General features: G+C 28.3%; 12 protein-coding genes and 2 riboswitches. All 12 genes read left to right on the top strand.

The features are described from left to right. Positions 1 to 6: 6 nt before the first annotated feature. The 12 genes from FOY43_RS01570 (at position 7) to FOY43_RS01515 (ending at position 19626) form a co-directional block, all read left to right on the top strand. On the top strand, positions 7 to 3105 hold the full coding sequence (locus FOY43_RS01570; protein ID WP_146308817.1) for an ABC transporter substrate-binding protein: 3099 nt from the start codon (positions 7 to 9) through the stop codon (positions 3103 to 3105). 3 nt (positions 3106 to 3108) lie between these two features. Continuing rightward, positions 3109 to 4146 carry an ABC transporter permease gene (locus FOY43_RS01565; RefSeq protein WP_146308816.1) on the top strand — a complete coding sequence of 346 codons (1038 nt, stop codon included), beginning with the start codon at positions 3109 to 3111 and terminating at the stop codon, positions 4144 to 4146. 2 nt (positions 4147 to 4148) lie between these two features. Further along, positions 4149 to 5171 (top strand): ABC transporter permease, encoded by a 1023-nt coding sequence (locus tag FOY43_RS01560; protein WP_146308815.1) that lies wholly within the window; start codon positions 4149 to 4151, stop codon positions 5169 to 5171. A gap of 6 nt (positions 5172 to 5177) precedes the next feature. Further along, positions 5178 to 6377 carry an ABC transporter ATP-binding protein gene (locus FOY43_RS01555; RefSeq protein WP_146308814.1) on the top strand — a complete coding sequence of 400 codons (1200 nt, stop codon included), beginning with the start codon at positions 5178 to 5180 and terminating at the stop codon, positions 6375 to 6377. A gap of 2 nt (positions 6378 to 6379) precedes the next feature. Next, positions 6380 to 7705: an ABC transporter ATP-binding protein gene (locus FOY43_RS01550; protein WP_146308813.1), complete on the top strand. Its 1326-nt coding sequence runs from the start codon at positions 6380 to 6382 to the stop codon at positions 7703 to 7705. A gap of 70 nt (positions 7706 to 7775) precedes the next feature. Then, positions 7776 to 7942: riboswitch (Lysine riboswitch) on the top strand. Between the two features lie 95 nt (positions 7943 to 8037). Beyond that, positions 8038 to 8817, top strand: a complete 780-nt coding sequence (locus FOY43_RS01545) for a Vmc-like lipoprotein signal peptide domain-containing protein (RefSeq protein WP_146308812.1) — start codon at positions 8038 to 8040, stop codon at positions 8815 to 8817. Between the two features lie 14 nt (positions 8818 to 8831). Further along, entirely contained in the window at positions 8832 to 10004 is a 1173-nt protein-coding gene (locus tag FOY43_RS01540) for a hypothetical protein (RefSeq protein ID WP_146308811.1), read from the top strand. A gap of 198 nt (positions 10005 to 10202) precedes the next feature. Next, positions 10203 to 10368: riboswitch (Lysine riboswitch) on the top strand. Between the two features lie 115 nt (positions 10369 to 10483). Beyond that, a complete protein-coding gene (locus FOY43_RS01535; RefSeq protein ID WP_146308810.1) occupies positions 10484 to 13390 on the top strand; it encodes an OppA family ABC transporter substrate-binding lipoprotein in 2907 nt (968 codons plus the stop codon). A gap of 62 nt (positions 13391 to 13452) precedes the next feature. After that, on the top strand, positions 13453 to 14634 hold the full coding sequence (locus FOY43_RS01530) for an ABC transporter permease (protein WP_146308809.1): 1182 nt from the start codon (positions 13453 to 13455) through the stop codon (positions 14632 to 14634). After that, positions 14634 to 16046: an ABC transporter permease gene (locus FOY43_RS01525; protein WP_146308808.1), complete on the top strand. Its 1413-nt coding sequence runs from the start codon at positions 14634 to 14636 to the stop codon at positions 16044 to 16046. The genes FOY43_RS01530 and FOY43_RS01525 overlap by 1 nt, the downstream gene beginning before the upstream one ends. A gap of 9 nt (positions 16047 to 16055) precedes the next feature. Then, positions 16056 to 17114, top strand: coding sequence for an ABC transporter ATP-binding protein (locus FOY43_RS01520; RefSeq protein WP_146308807.1), 1059 nt, complete (start codon positions 16056 to 16058; stop codon positions 17112 to 17114). Beyond that, on the top strand, positions 17107 to 19626 hold the full coding sequence (locus FOY43_RS01515; RefSeq protein WP_146308806.1) for an ATP-binding cassette domain-containing protein: 2520 nt from the start codon (positions 17107 to 17109) through the stop codon (positions 19624 to 19626). The genes FOY43_RS01520 and FOY43_RS01515 overlap by 8 nt, the downstream gene beginning before the upstream one ends.

Raw genomic sequence — 19626 nt, 5'->3', positions numbered from 1 at the left:
ACTGAAATGAAAAAATTAAACAAATGAAAATTACCATTACTAGCTATTTCAAGTGTTACTGCATTTAGTTCTCTTGCTGTATTAGTTTCGTGTAATGATAATAAAAAAACTGAGTTAGAAAAACTAAAAGAAATTTATGGAATAGATACTTCCAAAAATTCTTCATTCATAAAATATGATTTTGGTTTAGCTACTGAACCAATTAATAATTTGAACTATATTCGTTATAAATCAATGGATAAAGTACTTCCATCACTAGTGGATTCATATTTAAAATCTGGACCAAATACTCAACTTAAAAGTGTTATTCCAACAAATCAATTTAACTTTGTAATGATGGATGTTGTTGAAGCTGATCAATCATCAAATTTTGATAATTACTACAATAAACTTTCTTCTAAACTTGAATCAGAAGAAGGGTATGGTAACGTACTTGGTCAATGATATGCTGTAGATAATTTTTCAATTGTTGGGGGTTTAGGAGCACCGACAATCGGTTCAGATGTTAAAAAGAGCGCTTCAATGTATGCATTTAGAAATCCAAAAAATCAAAACAACTATATGGCTATAACTGGAAATCTTAATGAATACAAAAATAAATGAAGTAACGGTGATTATGTTAGTGCAACTGATTTAAGAGATTATCTTGAATATATTTTGGACTTAAATACTGGTTCGCAAAAGTTAGATACTATAGTTAAATATAGTTTTAGAGCTGCCGATGAATTTCTTGCTGCTCAAAGAGAATATAGTAAATTATTTAACACTTCATATAAAAATCCATGAGGTCGTAGAAAATACATTTACAATTCTGAATTAGGAAGATACATTCAAGATCCTAATGATATCCCATGACAAAGTCAAGTTAGTGATGCTAATGGAAATCCAATTGACTTAGATGCAATTGAAAAAATTAGACAAGCAGCATTAAAATTTGGATTCTATACTGGACAATATTTCTTAGATTTTAGTAATGAAGAAATTGCTAAATCACTACACTTAAATACAAGTTTTAACCCAAATGCTGAAGTTCAAGATTTTACTTTATTAACTAAAGATAATAGACAAGTTAAAATTCAACTTGTAAGAAATCAATATGTTAATCCATATCAAAAATTTGACTTCAGTAATGAAAAAATTGAAGGTAAAATAAAGACTTTAAGTTACAATCAATTTGGATTTACAGCGATTTTTGATGAAAATAAAACTCCTGATCTTTCTTATTTATTATTTACAATTTTTTCAAATCTTTACCCAATAAATCGTGCTTACGTTGAAACTGATGGTGAAGGAATTGAAAAATACGGTTCTGATCCTAAGAAATTTTTAACTACTGGACCATTTTTAATCAATGATATTGTTCTTGGTCCACAAGGATACATTGATTTAGTTAAAGATAAAGATTATTTTGATGCTTCAAATACAATTTCAAACAAAATTAAGATTCTATTTTCAACAGATAAAAACATTAATGCAACTTTCTTTGAAGATGGAATAATTTCACAGACTTTTATTCCTGCTAATAAAATTACTGGATATTGATCTGATCCATTATTTAAACAATACTTAAACAAAAACCAAGGTTATGGAACAATCGCTTATGGATTTAACTTAGATAATGAAACAAATACAAACGGTTATGTACAAGATCAAGATTTACGTAATGCAATTTACTTTGCTATTGATCGTGAAGATATCTTAAAATATGTAGGATGAGATTTTTCATTCCCAGTTAATACTTGAACTGCATATGGACAATATAAATCTTTTGATGGTAAAAACCTTGAAATGTTCTTTAATGGTTTAACATCAAACACAAAAAACAATAAAACTTTTGATTTACAAAATTATGAATATGTAATTCACCTTTCAAAAGCATTTAATTTTGAAAAAACAGAACGTAAAGATATTGCTTATGATTTAGAAACAGCTAAATATTATCTTGAAAGATTTAAGGCTAAACACCCAGAGTTAAAAAGTATTTCATTAACATTCTTGAATAACTCAACAGATGAGCAGAAAAAAGCTGGACAATTCTTAAAAGAAAAATTAAACGCTGCTTTTAATGGTTATATAAATATAGAACTAAAAAGCTTACCTGAAAATACTTTTGTTAGTTTTATTGAAACTGGTAAATATGACATTATCTACCAAAACTACGACAGAATAGGTGGTAATGGACCTTCAGATTACATAGGTGCATTCTTCAAACGTGATGAAATTGACTCATTAGGGCAAAAAAATATTGCATTTAAAGATAACCCAGTTGGTTCATTTATTTACGCTGATTATATTTCTAACTTAGTTTTAGAAAAATTAGTAAACACAGAAAATGGAAAAACATTAACTAAAACAGAAGTTTTATCAAAAGATATTAACCGTATTCGTGAAATAATCGAATCAAATTTAGAAATGTTAGAATTAATTAAAAAACCAGGAAGAAGTAAAAATAAACTTCTTTTAACTGAATTTGCTCAAACTAAAACAAATGAAATTATTCAAATTCTTAAAGAGAGATATTCTGATGATTCAGAATTATTTACAAGTGAATATGTATCTAATCTAATTTTATATATTTCAATTAACTTAAATAAAAATGAACTTAATCTTGATGATATTCCAGGTTTAAGAAGTTTAAAAATAACTAAAGCTTTTAATGAATATATCTTTAATAAATTTGGCCTTGATAAAATAGTTGAATTAACTACTGACACTAGAGATAGATTAAACTTTAATCAAGTTAAACAATCGGTTTCAGGAAAACAAATTCCTGATTATTGAAGAAAATTTATTGATTTGAGTTACCAAAGAAGTGATGAAACTTTATCAGATTACACTTCTAGATTAAATGCCTTTTTCTCAGGTAATTTAACAGATGAAGAAAATAATGAAGGTTGAGATCAAGCGCAAATTTATACATTTATCGGTTCGGTTGAAAAAATTGTTCGTGATGCTGCACCAGTTATTCCACTTATGGAAGTTGATACAAATTGAGAAATAACTAAAGTTGGTGGTGTTGATTCACTCTACCGTTTTGCACTCCAATATGCTTATGATTATACTAATCCACCACGTAGTGGATTACCAAGAAGAAAGGATGGTTAATAAATGAAACAAAATAAAAGAAATAAAATTGACCAAAATCTAGTTTTCTTCACTAATAAAAGAACTGAAGAACTTAGTTTAAAACAAAAATTACTAGCAATTGACTCACCACTATTAAACATTTTATTTAAGTTTATTAAAATCATCGTTGAATTCTTCATTATTGGAGTTATAGTTGTTTCTATCACATTCTTTTTAATAAATGCAGTTCCTGGTTCAAATACCATTACAGCAGGTTTAGATCAAGAAGCTAAAGAAGCTATTGAAGCTAAATATGGATTAAATTTACCAATTATCGAACGTTACTTTATGTATTTATCTAATTTATTCAAAGGGGATTTTGGAGTTTCTCTTTCACTTTTCCCAGCTAGAGAGATTAATGATTTTATTTGAGAAAGATTTTATAAATCATTCTTAGTTGGAATTTGATCGGTATTTTTAACAGTTGTAATAGGTATTAGTATTGGTATTTGAGTTGGAAAAAACCCCAATGGTATTGTTGATAGAGTATCAACAGTTCTAGTTTCAATTTTCTCTTCAGTTCCTTCGATTATTTTTGCTTTAGTGCTTGTTTTTGTTGGTAGACTTGTTGGATTGCCATACATTTTTAATGATAAGGACTTTATGACATATATCCTTCCTGGATTTGCACTTTCACTCGGAAGTATTATTGTTTATATTAAATATATTAGAACCGAATTAAATCGTGAATTAAATTCAGTACATGCAAAATTTGCTTATTTAAAAGGTTTAAGTAAAAATCGTTTTGTATGAAAACATGCTCTTAAACCTTCACTTTTCCCAATCGCTACTTTCTTCCCTGCTGTTATATTTGGTTCATTTATCGGAAGTATTTTTATTGAACAAATCTTCTTTATCTCTGGTTCAGGTGCTACTTTATTACAAGCTATTCAAACTAAAGACTATAATGTTATTTTATTCTTAATTGTTATGTTCGCAATTCTTACAATTCTTTCATATGCTACTCGTGATATTCTTTATGAAGTTATTGACCCAAGAATTAGAAGAAGAGGTAAATAGTTATGGCAAATAAAAGATTTGATAAATGATTTGAAAAAATAAAACATCGTCAAGATCTTGGTCCTACTAATACCATGAACAAAGATCTTGCTCCTAATCCAATAACTAAACCATTTGAATATCAAGCATGAAAAATAATAGGAAAAACTTTTGATTATCATAATGATTTACATCTTGGAGCTCAAACAAAAATTTTTAAGGAATTCATTTACCGTTTTGCACATGGTTTTGGCGGAATTTTTGCTGTTATTACTATTTTTATGATGATTTTATTATCATTAATAATCCCATTTACAACTCAAGATCCTAATGCTTCATACACTGATGCTAAAAACTTAATTTTTAATCAAACTGATGATCACGGAATTTACCATATTTTAGGAACTGACGATATCGGAAGAGATTATTGAGCTAGACTTTGATGAGGTCTTCGTTATTCACTTGCTCTTGCAATTGTATGTACTTTTATAGAAGTAGCTATTGGTTTAACAATCGGAATTATGATGGGTCAATTTGAATTATTCGACAAAATAATGACCTTTATAATTAAAATTATTTCAGTTGTTCCTACAATTATTATTCTTATTTTAATGACAATTATTGTTTCACCAAGTTTCTGAGTTATTGTATTTTCACTTTCATTAACATCCTGAAGTGGAATGGCTAACCAAATCAGAGCACAAGTTAAAAGAGCAAAATATTTTGAATGAGTAAGTGCATCTAAAGTTCTTGGTACACCTACTTATAAAATACTTAAAAATTACATTCCTGTTATTTTACCTATTTTAATCACTCAACTTGTTTTCTCAATCCCTGGAGTTATTCTTTCTGAAACCAGTTTAGCTTTCATTGGTTTAGCAATTGATGACGTTCCTACTTTAGGAAACTTGATTTCTGAAGGGCAAAAAGTTTTCCCTACATATTTAAGATATGTTTTTGTTCCATCTTCATTCTTAATTTTAATCACAACCTGTGTTCAATTAATAGGTTCAAATATTCAAGATGCTCTTAGAAGACAAAGATAGGTTTTTATGAATAAAAAAATAATTAATAAAATTCAAGAATTAAAAAATAATTTAACTGTTAAAAACTTAAAAAACTTCAGAAATAGTAAAAATATTAATCTTGAAGAATTTTATAGTCAAGCAGAGTATCAAGAATTTAGTGATGGAACAAAATTAAAAATAGCAGCTGAAATTAAAGATATTCATCTCTCTTTCCTTAATCCAGCTCGTCCAGGAGAAAAAAACAAAGTTTTACGTGGACCTTCCCTTAAAATTTATGAAGGAAAAGTTCATGCAATTATTGGTGAATCTGGTTCGGGTAAATCAGTTATTACAAGTTTACTTTATGGTCTTACTGGTGATAATGCGGTAATCGATTCTGGTGAAGTAAAACTTTACAATCATAATGTTGAAAAATTCACTCCAAAACAATGAGAACGTTCACATTATCGTGGAACAGTTGTTTCTGCTGTATTCCAAAATCCAATGTCAACATTAAATCCTACTATGAAAGTAGGTGAACAAATCATGGAAGGGATGCTACTTAATAAGGTAGTAAAAAACCGTAAAGAAGCTTACCAACGTGCAGTTGAATTTCTAAGAATGACTAAAATTAATGATCCAGAGGCAGTTATGAAACTTTACCCTCATGAAATGAGTGGTGGAATGATTCAAAGAGTTGTTATAGCAGCTATAGTTGCACTTGAACCTAAAATTTTAGTTATGGATGAACCTACAACTGCTCTTGATCCAACCGTCCAAGCTTTAGTGTTAGATATTATTAAAGAATTACAAAATAAACTTAAACTTTCAATAGTCTTTATTACTCACGATATTGGTGTTGTCGCTTCAATGGCTGACTACATTTCTATTATGTATGCAGGTCAAATCATCGAAGAAGGTACAGCTAGAGAGATTTTAGAATATCCGCAACACCCATATACTTGAGGACTTATTTTAAGTATGCCAGATATTAATAAAGAAAAAAGGCTTTCAACAATTCGTGGTAGTGTTCCTTCAAACTTAAACAATATTGTAGGTGAAGCTTTTGCAGTTAGAAATGATTATGCTTTAGGAATTGACTTTATTGAAGAATCAAAATTTTATTACAAATCTGAAACACATAGAGTTAAATCAGCCTTACTTGATGAACGTGCTGAAAGTTACCAACCACCAAAATTAATTCAACAAATGTGAACTAATTATCTAAATAAAAAGGATAAATAATTATGAGTAATGTTTATGAAGAAAAAGTAAAGAAATTTGGTTTAATCACTTATACAACAACTCGTCAACAAACTAAAGGTGTTGAAGAGATGTTAAAAAACAATTCAAACCAAGAAGAGTTAGTTACATTAAGAAACGTTGATATTACTTATGGACGTGGTTCAAAAGCTTTTAGAGCTGTGGTAGATTTAAACTTAAATATTTATAAAGGTGAAGTTTTAGGTTTAGTTGGTGAATCTGGTTCGGGTAAAAGTACAATCGGTAAAGCACTTGTAGGATTAGTTCCTTACAGTTTTGGTGAAATTAAATTATTAGGTAGAAAAATTCCTAATAAATTAACTAGAGGACTTAAATTCGGTAAAAAACTTAAAGAGTATAATGAAGTTGTTAACTTTTTGGTGAATAAAGTTCAAATGATTTTTCAAGATCCTGCTAACAGTTTAAATCCACATATTAATGTTGAAAGTGTGGTTTCTGAGGGACTTACAAATACAAAAAATTCTAAAGAAATATATTTATATAATAAAGATCAAGAATTTCAAAAGCAAGTTTATGATTTAATTAACGAAAAAAAATATCCACAATTTTATGGTGAATATTTAGATAAATTAAACAATAAAATTGCTACAAATGAAAATGTTGCTTTTGATGCATTTTATGTCGATTTCTTAGATGATATTTCTAATACTAAAGGCTTAGAAAAAGCTGTTGAAACTCTTAAAGAGTTAAAAACCCAAAGAGAAGAACTTTCAAAATTAACCGAAAATCAATGTAAAAGAATTTTGGTTGTTGAAATTCTTAAATCTGTTGGTCTTGACGAATCGGTTTTACCACGTTATCCATTAGAATTTTCTGGTGGACAGCAACAAAGAATTGGAATTTCTAGAGCTGTAGTTCTTAGACCACAATTGCTTGTTGCCGATGAACCTATTTCTGCTCTTGACGTTTCAATTCAAGCACAAGTTGTTAATATCTTTAATGATCTTAAAGATAAATACAACTTAACAATTCTTTTTATCGCTCATGACTTAAGAATGGTTGAATATATTTCTGACAGAATTGCAGTTATGAATAAGGGAAGAATTTTAGAAGTTGGTAAAACTAGTGAGATTATGAACAATCCACTTCATCCATATACTAAATCTCTTCTTGAAGCAGTACCTTCAATTCATGGTGATAAAGGTAGTTTATTAGGATATCAGTATGATATCAACATTCATAATTATAGTGAAACTAATCAACCTGAATGATTAAAGGTTAATGATGATCACTTTATTTTAGCAACAAATCAAGAGTTAAATAATTGAAAAAAAGGAAAATACGAATAAATTTGAGAGTTTTCTCTCATTTTTTATTTAAATTTATTTGAATATAGTATATAATAAGTCCATTAATTAAAGATGTTATAGAGGAGCTTTTAACAATAGTAGATAGCCCAGCAGGCATGCAAAGACGCTATCAAAAGGGTATAAAAGCCGAAATGATTCTAGTGGCAATTAGAGTTGTTGATAAAAAAGCATAAAAGATTTTTATTCTTTGGTAAATCCATTGGTGCTATAACTTCGTTAAACATATGAAATATATAATTAATATTCATAAGTTTTACGGAGATATAATAACCGTAAAACTTTTTTATTATTTATAACAAAAGAGAGGTGAAATGAAAATTAAATCAAAAATTAAATTAATTAGTATTTTTAGTATACCGGTAGCAACATTATCATTAACTTCAATTGCTGCTTCATGTACTAACGAAAATAAAGATAAAACTAAACCTGAAACACCTGAAAATCCTAACGATGGAACTCAAGTAACACCAGAAACACCTGAAAATCCCGAAACGAATAAACCAGTAACACCTTCAAAGCCTAATGATGAAAGTAATAAAAACGAAACATCAAATACAGATGAAGAAGTTGCTATAGTTATTAAGACATTAAAAGGATTAAGAAGTACACCAACAACAACATTTGAAAATTCAAACAATACTGAAGAGTTGAATAGTTATAGAGTTATTACATATGCAAAAGAGAATAAAGATGGTCGAAATGTTAATGTTCAATATTTAGTGAATTCAGTTGCTGAAAATGTTAATTATCTTGAAAAATTAAGTGATCAACAATTGTATGTTTATGAAGAACTTTTAAAAGAGAGAAAAAGTCTTATAGATTTAGCTTATAAATCACCTGAAAAAATACAATTTCAGGATTACAATGCATATCAATTTAAAAATAAATTAACTGAAGATGACAGTCTTATTTACCCTATATTTGTTTCTAAATTCATTTATACAATTGATTTCATGTTAAAAGACCCTGGATATTTAACTAAAGAAAACTTAGAATTTATTATAGGTGATAGAAATAAAAAACCGGGGATATTTTCTGAATTAAATAGTATATCTGTGCTAGAATCAAGAATAAGAGATTTATTGAAATAAATTAAGGAGAAAAAATGAAAAGAGTAAGAAATAAATTATTATTAATCGGTTCTGTATTATCTTCTACAGCACTTTTTGCAATGTCTGCTTCTTGTGCTAACAATAAAGAAGAGATTAAATCTGAACAGCCAAAAGATGAAACACCAAACAATGGTGAAACCACTACACCAGAAACCCCTGGTGATAATACAAATCAACCAGAAACACCTTCTAATCCTGTGGAAAATCAAAATCCTTCTGACGGTTCTAATGTTGATTCAAATCCTCAGACTCCACCTTCTAATCAACCTGAAAAACCTGAAGTAGATAATACAACAGGAAGTGTTGATACACCAAATCAACCAGAAACACCTGCTGAAGGTACAGATTCAAATAGTAGTAATGAAGAAACCACTTCAAATCCTTCTGAAAATAACAATAATGATTCAACCCAAGAACAACCGGTTGCTCCAGAAGTTCCAAATCAACCTGAAAATTCAGATTCAAGTAGTGAAAATGAAGAAACAAAAGAGCAAAAACAAACTGATCTAAATTACATTTATAATGGTGAAGCGATTTATTCATTAACATTTTTAATGTCAGATGATCAAATTATTACTTTTAATAATGTTCCAGCTGGTTATGAATTAGTTGAAAAAGAACCAAAAGTAATTGCGGGTCAAACAAATAATTTCCAAGTAGTTAAAACTAAAGTTAAAGTTTCAACCCTTAAAAAATCACCTGTGGTTAATATAGTAACTTCAGAGGATTCTTATTTAGGACTTTCGTATGTAAAAAATAAAGTTGAGACATTAGCATTTATTAATCCTAAAGCCAATCCAGTTAACCATAAATCTTTAAGTCAAAATGATAAATTATTAATTAATAAACTCATTGAGTCACGTGATATGCTTTTAAAAGATTATTTTGTTGCAAATGATGATGTTTTTGCTAATAGAAATAATTTGACTTTTATCACAAAATTAAGAGATGAAAACCAAAAAGTTAATAGATACAATCTTTCAAGTTACATTTATACAATCGATTTTCTTCTTTCGGATGAAAAATATTTAACAGATGCTAATGTTGAATTCGTATTAGGAAATAAAGACAAAGTTGCTGCTATGAAAGATATTCAAGTTCAATTTTCAACAGATTCTAATGTTGAAATATTTAATAGAAAAATGAAAATAGCTGGAATAAAATAGTTAAACTATAACAAAAAAAGAATTTTGAAATTATAAAAAAACATTTATAATACTTACGTTATGAAATTTATGATGAATCGGATTATTAACAAGATTAAAATTTCAAATAAGTTTATTTGAATTTAGTTTTGTGTCTGATTTGTTTAATAAAATAAAAAATATTTGCAACAGACACACAATTATTAAATGTGTCTGTGATTGAGTTATAGAGGAGCCTCTAGCAATAGTATATAGTGGAGCAGGCGTGCTAAGAAACTATAGAAAGGGTATAAAGGCCGAAACTCTCTTGATGGCAATCAAGACTGTTGATAAAAAAGCATAAAAGATTTTTATTCTTTGGTTAACCATTGGTGCTATAACTTCGACAATTCTTATGATATTATAATTTATATATCAAAAGTTTTGCGAAGTTAAAGTTCGCAAAACTTTTTTATTTCAATAATTGTGTATTTTCATAACAATTTAATTAAGGAGAAATAATGAAAAAAAGACTACTTTTAACTTCTGCTACAATAGCAGTAGGACCATTAGCCTTTCTTTCGGCTAGTTGTTCAAACCCAAGTTCCAATACACCAAGCAAACCAGTTTTAACTGATAAAAATATTGAAGGTTCATTACAAATCGGTGATAAAGGTTGAACAAATGAATTAGATGCAGATAAAATTACTGATTCTTTATCAAGCAATCTAAAAGACAAATTACAAAGTTCTGCAAAAAATGGAATTTATACTCAATTCTTTAACTCTACTTACACTGAAGGAGCATATCCATTTGAATCTTCAATGGTTTCAGGAACTCTTAGTGGTACACTTTCAGAGTTAACATATGGAAAACTTTTTGAATATGAATATGTTGGAAAACCATTATATAAAACTAAAACTGTAGTTACAGGGCTTAAAACCGAGGAAGTTATTACAGTTTTAAGACCATCAGTAAAGAAAATGTCATTTGACTTAGCTGATCAAATCATTTTAACAGTTGATGGAGTAGAGAAAGTATATGACAGTGATGATATTGATTCAGTTGAAGATAAATTAGACAAAGTAGATCCAAATAAAGGTTGAACAACATCAGTTGTAAAAGGATTCAGTTCAAATCCTCGTTCAATTAACTCTGCACAATTTGCAGCTGATTTAGAAAAATCAACAAAATTAAGTTTTAGAATTAGACCAAATCAATATTGAGTTGATAAAAATGGTGAAAAAACTAAATATAAAGTTGTTGCTGATGACTTTAGAATAAGTGCACTCAGAACTTTAGTTTATGCTGACGCTACATTTAGACGTTCAAACGGTAGTTCTCTCGAAACAGATAAATTAATTTCTAATCAATTTGATCGTTCACCATCAACATTTACATCTGAAAAACCTACAGGATTCAATAATAAATACTTATTTACATTATTTAACGTTTCTTTTGATGACTTAATTGATCCTTCAAAATCTCTAAGTGCTGATGCTAGTGGAAATACATATTTCACATTTAATATGTTAGACTCAAATTCACAATCTAGATTTGCTGAATATTTACCAAAACTTTTAACAGATTCAACATTTTTAGCAGCTCCAAGTGAATATATTAAAGAAAATTCTGCTAAAAAAGATTTATTTTATGTTCAATCATCAAAAGCTGATGCAAATTTAATTAAGGATACAATCGCTAATTTACCTGATGGTGCTGTTAGAGAATCAGGAATATTCTGATATGGAACAAATGTTAACAATACATTATTCTCATCAAGATATTACACTTCAGGATATAATGCTAACTCTTACGCAACAAATTACAAAGTAAATACACATTACCATGATCAAGAATGAGTAAACAATAGTTCTACTATTAAAACTTTTACTGAACAATACGCTCAAGCACCTGATGAACCAAATCTTTGAATTGATAAAATTTCAAACCAATTCCTTAGTGGAATGTCTCCAAACATTAGAACAAATGAATTAAATAGTGATGCTAAAGCAGCAGCAACAGAAATTGGATTTAGCTATGCTCAATCAGGTAATAAAGATCAAATCGCAAGAAGAAACTTCTGAAACTTTGCACCTTTACCTGGAAGTGATAATTCATGATTAGCTTACATGAATGGTGATTCAGTATTCTATGATGTTTTATATGGATATAGCGTTCAAGAACTTAATAGTTCTAAATCACTCATTGAAAGTAATGGAGCTTCTAAAAATTATTTAACTATCGGTGAAGTATTAAAACAATCTACAACTGGTGCAGGAATGGAATTTAGAACAATTTTACTTTCAGCCCTTAACTTAAGTGCTGTTTCTAACACAATTAACCCAAATAACGAAGTTAGACCATGAAACAACTCTTTTGCTTATGCATCGCCAATTAGTAGTAATACAACAAATACTTTAGTTGATTTCTATGATGAAGTTACTCAAACATTCGTTGTTAACTCACTTACAGGAGAAAGATATACATTTGAAATTAATGGTGAAAACACCAAATTTATGAATGTAAAAGACAACTCAACATTTGGTGTTGAAAGCGACAAAAAATTCCAATCAATTATTTTTGATCAATTAAGCGAGAAAATGACTGCTCTATTAGACAGAATTTACCAAGAAAAAGGATTTAGCGAAAGCACAAAAGTTCAAATTAGAATTCCATGAAGATATTCAAATATGCTTGATGCTTATAACCAAGCTCACAATGGAATTGTTGATACATGAACAAGATTAGACAAAAAAGGACGTTTACAAATTGAATATGAACAAAAAAGATTAAGTGATGAAGAATTAACAGACAAGTTATATAAATTCTTTGCTGGATTCTCATCAATTACACCATTAACTTATAGTGGTTGAACTTATGACTATGAAAATATTGGTTCAGGTCTTGATGGATACAATAACGCCCTTAACTTACACCTTATTTTTGCACTAGTTGCAACAGACAATGAATATAAAGAAAAATTAGAAAAATCTTATCCAGAATTAGTAAGAGCTGGTTTAGCATTTGTTGAATTTGCAAAAACAAAAAGAGTTTCAATTCCAGTTGAATTATGACCAAGTTTAACTCTTGAAGATGCAAACAACTTAAGTTCTTACTTAGGACAATACACATATAACAAAGATACTAAAGAATTTAAATTAATACCAGATTCAGAAACCTCAAATTACGACTCATTAAATACAATTACAGCTGAATTCTGATTGGATTATCAAACTAAGAGTTTAACTGATGAACAAGCAGTTGCTCTTGTTAGAGAAATTGGTAATACTCAATTAATTCCATTTGATGGTCAAGGTTCAATTTCTGCTTCTAAATTTGTTAAACAAATTGTTAACCCATACTATACAATTCCAGCAAGTGATGGGCCAATGAATGTTTGAAATATAACAACAAACCTTAAATAAATAATGTTTTAAACAATTAGCAAGTGCTAATTGTTTATTGTATTTAAATAAGAAAGGAAAAAATGACAAAATACATCCTACAGCGTTTAGGTTTTGCGATTTTAACGTTATTGATTATCATTTTTGTTGTTTATCTAACTGTAGATATCTTCAGTGATAACCCTTATGTTAAAGAATTCCAAAATGCAATAACTTCTGGGGGTGGTGAAAATGGTGGTAGTCATGATAAAGGAAATATTTATGATATTGCCAAACCACTTTTTGAAAAATCTGTTAAATATCATTTAATTCCTTATGATATTTCAGATTGAAATGATCCATGAGTTAAAGAACATTGAGTTGATAACAAAATGAATCCATTATTGAGATTTGGTTACTGATTAAGTGATTTATTTGACAGAGAAAGACCTTTTGGTTTACCATATGATGAAGGAATTTTCAAATCTTCAAATGCAAATACAATACCTGAATATTACTTCAAGTATATTAAATTTAGTTTAATAATCAGTTTACCTTCATTCATAATTAGTGCTTTAATTGGTGTAGTTTTAGGAATTTTTGCTGGATATAAAAGAGGAACTTTATTTGACTCATTTATTAATGCATTTACTTTAATTTTCGTTGCATTACCTTCATTCATAATTGCTCCAATTGTAATTAGTTTAATGCTAAAATATTTTGGAATAGCACCACAATTCTTAAACCCAGAAAACTCAAACCATGTTCAAATTTATACTATAAAAGATTTTATTCTTTCATGAATTCCGCCAATTTTAGTTATTGTACTTGGTTCTCTTTCTGGATATATATCATTTACACGTAACCAAATTATTACTGTTTTAACATCTAATTATGTGTTGATCGCGAAAACAAAAGGTATTGGAAATATTGAAATATTCTTTAAATATGTATTAAGAAATATTTCAATACCTCTCGCAGCCGTATTTATTCCATCGTACATTGGATTACTTAGTGGAAGTTTCATTGTGGAAAAATATTGATCTGTACCTGGTGTTTCGCAAGCGCTTATTCAAGCGTTCCCTAAAGGTGAAATCAACTTAATTATGTTCAGTACAGTGGTATTTACTGCATTAGGATTATTTACCTCAATTATTGTTGACGTTTCATATACATTCTTAGATCCAAGAATTAAATATGGTTCTTCAGCAGGATTTGACTTTATTACAAAACTTAAAATTAAACACAATAGAAATAAAATGTACAAAGGTAAGGAGGAATTATAATGAACTCTAATGAATTTAATAATAAATATAAATTAAATCCATCATTAACACAAGCATTAGTAAGACATAATAATTCTTCTAATTCCGGAAATAATATTGCTGGTAAGCCAAAAAAATTAATTAACGAAATATTTAAGCGTTTTTGTACTAACTGATTAGCAGTAGTTTTATTGGTCTTATTCATTTCCATTCTTTTAATAAGTATTATTGTTAATGCTACTTCAATATTTCCTGAAAATAGCACAATTGAAAAAAATATATTTATAAACATTGTTGATGAAAATGGTAAAGTGATTAATACACTTAGCGGAACTTCTGCTGTTAAAAACTTATCTCCTTCAATATATTCATGAGATTCACAATATATCAGTATTGAAAGATCCCATCTTTCAGCGGCTGAATTCAACAAATTGGTTAATACACTTGAAAAAAATGAACCAGGATTTAAACAACTTCTTGCCATTTTATCTCAAGAATTAGCTTATAGCGATCCAAATAAACAACTTAGTTCTAACTTAGTTGAATTTATGGGTCCAAGTGGTAATGGAATTGTAAAATTTGTTACTGAAGGCGAAAACACAAAAATATTAATTAATCCAAATTCATATGCTGCTTTTGACTCGTTATTAATAGCCGTTAAAAATCAAAGCAAACTTCTTAAAACTATGAATAATGATCAAATCATTGATTGAATTTCAAAAACTCTTCAAGCTAATAATAATTTCAAAATTCAAACTCTTTTAGGAACAGATAATGTCGGAATTGATATTTGAACAAGTAGCTGAATTGGTACTTGAAAAGCTATAAGATTAGCGATTGTTGTTGCTACAATTCAAACCTTTATTGGTGTTGCGATCGGTTCATATTTAGGTTTCCATGCAGGGAGTTTAATTGACACAATTATTATGCGTCTAATTGAAATTTTCTCAGCTCCTCCTTCATTAATTTGACTTTTAACATTCGTATCAGTTTTTGGAACAAGTGATTTAGTTTTAGGTTTCTCATTGATCTTTACTGGTTGAACCGGTTCAGTTGGTGGGGCTAGAATGTATATAATCACCGTTAAAGATGAAGAGTATATTACAGCAAGTAAATCTATAGGAGCTAAAAAACCTAGATTAATTTACTCACATGCTTTACCTGCTATTATTGGAAAAATAGCTACATCATTTGTTTCAGCAATTCCTTCAATTATTCTTTCAGTTTCTTCTCTTGCTTTCTTAGGATTCTTCCAAGGAAATGAAGCAAACTTAGGTTCTATTCTTTCTAATGCTGTTTCAAAAGCTGGAGAAAATATTTGAATCTTACTTCTCCCATCACTTATTTTATTAGGTATATCAGTTTCACTTTACTTCATTGCTCTTGGAGTGCATGATGCACTTGATCCAAAAGTTATTAAAGGTAAAAGTTAGGAGTATAACATGGACAAAAATCAAGAAACTTTATTAAAGGTTAAAAACTTAAAAGTAAGTTTTAAACTTAAAAGAGATAAATTTATTACTATTGTTCGTGGTGTAGACTTAAACATTAAAAAAGGACAAATTGTTGGACTTGTAGGTGAATCTGGTTCAGGTAAAAGTGTTACATCTAAATCATTAATTAATGTGAATGAAAACACCTTTACTAGTGCTGATATTATGCAAATCGATAATGTGGATTTAAGTAAAATAAAAAAAGAGAGAGACTGAAGAAAAATTCGTGGAAGTAAAATTGGATATATTCCTCAAGATCCGCTTACTTCGTTAAACCCAACACGTAAAATCGGTAAACAACTTCTTGATGCATTAAATTACAATGAAGATTGAAAACATAAAAGTAAAGCAGAAAAAATTGAATATTTAATCGGATTACTTAAGCAATTTGGAATTATGCAAGCTGAGCAAGTGTTCTACATGTATCCTCATACACTTAGTGGTGGTATGAAACAAAGGGTTGTTATTACAATGGTTGTAGCCTTAAAACCGATGTTAATTATCGCTGATGAACCTACAACGGCATTAGACCCCACTGTTCAAGCTAGTGTTCTTGCTCTTTTTGAAGATATTCGTCAAAAAATGAATATTTCAATTATTTTAATTAGTCATAACATTTCAGTAGTTGCAAAATTCTGTGACTATATCTATGTTATGTATGCTGGTAAAATTGTTGAAAGAGGTACCAAAAAAGATATCTTTACTGAACCAGCGCACCCATATACTTGAGCACTAATTTCTGCTATTCCTGAAAATAAGGAAGATAGACTTTATTCAATTAAAGGAACGCCTCCAGATATGAATAATTTACCTCTTGGTGATCCTTTTGCACCCAGAAATGACTATGCTTTAGAAATTGATTTTATTAAAGAACCACCACTTATTAAAATAAGTGAAACTCATGCAGCAGCAACTTGATTATTACACCCAGATGCACCAAAAGTAGAACTAAGTAACGAATTGCAAATTCGTTTAAGAAAATTCAGAGAGGTTTTTAAAGATGAATAATAAAAAAGTAGTTTTAGAAATTGAAAATCTAAAAAAATATTTCATTAACAAAAACCACATTAACCGTGCGGTTGATGGTGTTTCATTCAAGGTTCATGAAGGTGAAGTTGTTGGTTTAATTGGTGAGTCAGGTTCGGGTAAAACAACTGTTGGTCGTTCATTACTTAGACTTTATGACGATTTTAATGGTTATGTTTCTCTAGATGATAAAATCATCTCTGGTAAAAAAATAAGTCGTAAAAGAAATAAAATGATGCGTAAAAATATTCAAATGATCTTTCAAGATCCTCACGCATCATTGAATGGTCAAAAAACTATTTTCTCAATTCTTAAGGAACCACTTATTGTTAATGGAATTATCAACGATGAAATTAAAGACCTTTCAAAAGATTGAAATAACATTAAGGATAATTTCCACTACTCATTTATCGAAAGAGCTAAAGATCTTGAATTAAAATCATATGAATTAGCAAATGCTAATTTAGTACCGTTTCATAATCTTTGAAATGAAAAATTAAATAATTACAAATATGATGATGCTCTTTCTGCTGAAGATAATTTCAATAATCTTTTTAGTTTTATTGAAGAAAGAAATAAAATTAACTCAATCATTATTACTAACCTACATAAAGTTAATGATGAATTGCTATTAATCTACAATCAAAAGAAGGAAAATTTCAGAAATAATGAACTTGATTTTGATGAGGTAGATTTACAAAATGCAAAAAATGCATATAACAATGTTTTACAATTATCAAAAATTTCTGAAGAAGAATTGGAAATTGAGAGAAAAATTTCTGAATTAAAACTAAATCTAAAAGAAGCAAAAAATGAACAATATGAAATTATGTCTATTGCTCAAAACTCATTTAACAATTTTTTAGATGAGTTAAATAATGAAGTGAAATTCCAAAGAAATAATTCTGATTATACTTTTGATAAGGAATTTTACATTCACTCAGTAAAATTAAGTGAAATTAACAAGGTTGTAAGAAAAATTTTAAAAGCTAAAATAGGTTCGAGAATTAACTTGTTTAGTAATACACCTTTATGCCCTGTTTACAGAATAAGAAATAAAGTTGTAACTTCAAAAACTAAAGAAGTTAAAAATAGTTTATATTACTTATCCATAACTGAGACTAGAGAAATGTTTAAAGAAATTAATGAAAAAATTAAGAATATTTATGATGAAGTTTCTCTAGATTCAAAATTAAATGAATTAACTAAATCTGTCAAAGTATTTAGTAAAGAATATAAAATTAGCTTATCCAAATTCATTGTTTCTTCAAGTCATCTTAACTTAGATAAGTGAATTAATCTTTCAACTCAAAGAGCAATAGATTTTGCTAATAGATTTGAAAATTTAATTTCTGAAATATCAAGTTTAGAAAATAAATTAGCTACAGTTAAAAAAACAGCACAACCAAAATATAATTCAAACGATTTAGAAAGTTACAAAAAAACTCTAGATAAAGCAGTTGAAATTCATGAGGAAGAATTAAGAAAATACATTAATGATTTTAATGTTAGATTAGAAAAGTTAAATCAACAAATCGCTATTGGAAAAGAAAAATACTTATCTCTAAAAGTTGAATACAAAAATCAACTTAAATTATTTGATAAAGCATTCAAAATCTTTGTTGATAGATTTAATTGAGATATCAAACAACAAAGAAAAAATCTTAGCAAAAAAGAATCTAAAAAACTTATTGTTGAATTGAATGTCTATAAAGCAACGGTTTCAAAACGTATTGAAGGTCTTAAGGCTTATGATATTGAAATGAAATATTTAGATAGAGATTTATTTAATATTTACAAGCTTCTTGGGATTCATGAATTAGACAATAAAGTTGCTAAAATCAAATCTAATATAGTTAAAAATGCTGTTTCAAAAGTTAAGGACCACCTATTCAAAAGAGATATTAAGAAATTGTTTATAAAAGAAAAAATTTATAAATCTCTTGAAAGTGTTGGTCTTCTCAAACAATTTGCTTATCGTTATCCTCATGAATTTAGTGGTGGACAACGTCAACGTATTGTTATCGCTCGTGCCTTAATTACAGAACCAAAAGTTATTGTTGCTGATGAACCAATCGCTTCATTAGATATCTCAATTCAAGCTCAAGTTGTTAACTTACTTAAAGATTTATGTAAAAACAAAAACATTGCAATGATCTTTATTGCGCATGACTTAAGTATGATTGAATATGTTGCTGACAATGTTCAAATTATGCACTTAGGTAAAATTGTTGAATCTGGAAAAACTGAAAAAATTTATGAAAATCCAGTTCACCCATATACAAACAATTTATTCAAAGCAATTCCGAAAATTTCAAATGCAAATGAAAAATTCCAAAATATTTCATTTGAACTTCAATACTTAAAAGAGCAACAATTCCCTAACATTCCTACTCTTCATAAAGTGGAAGATGAGCATTATATTTATTCTACAGATGAGCAATTTGAAAAATGAATTAAGGAAGAACATTATAAAGCAAGTACATTAAAGTAA

This window comes from Mycoplasma anserisalpingitidis (assembly GCF_007858495.1).
GTDB classification, from domain to species: domain Bacteria; phylum Bacillota_I; class Bacilli_A; order Mycoplasmatales; family Metamycoplasmataceae; genus Mycoplasmopsis; species Mycoplasmopsis anserisalpingitidis_A.
Note: the sequence above shows the minus strand (reverse complement) of the source record. Positions and strands in the feature narration are given on the sequence as shown.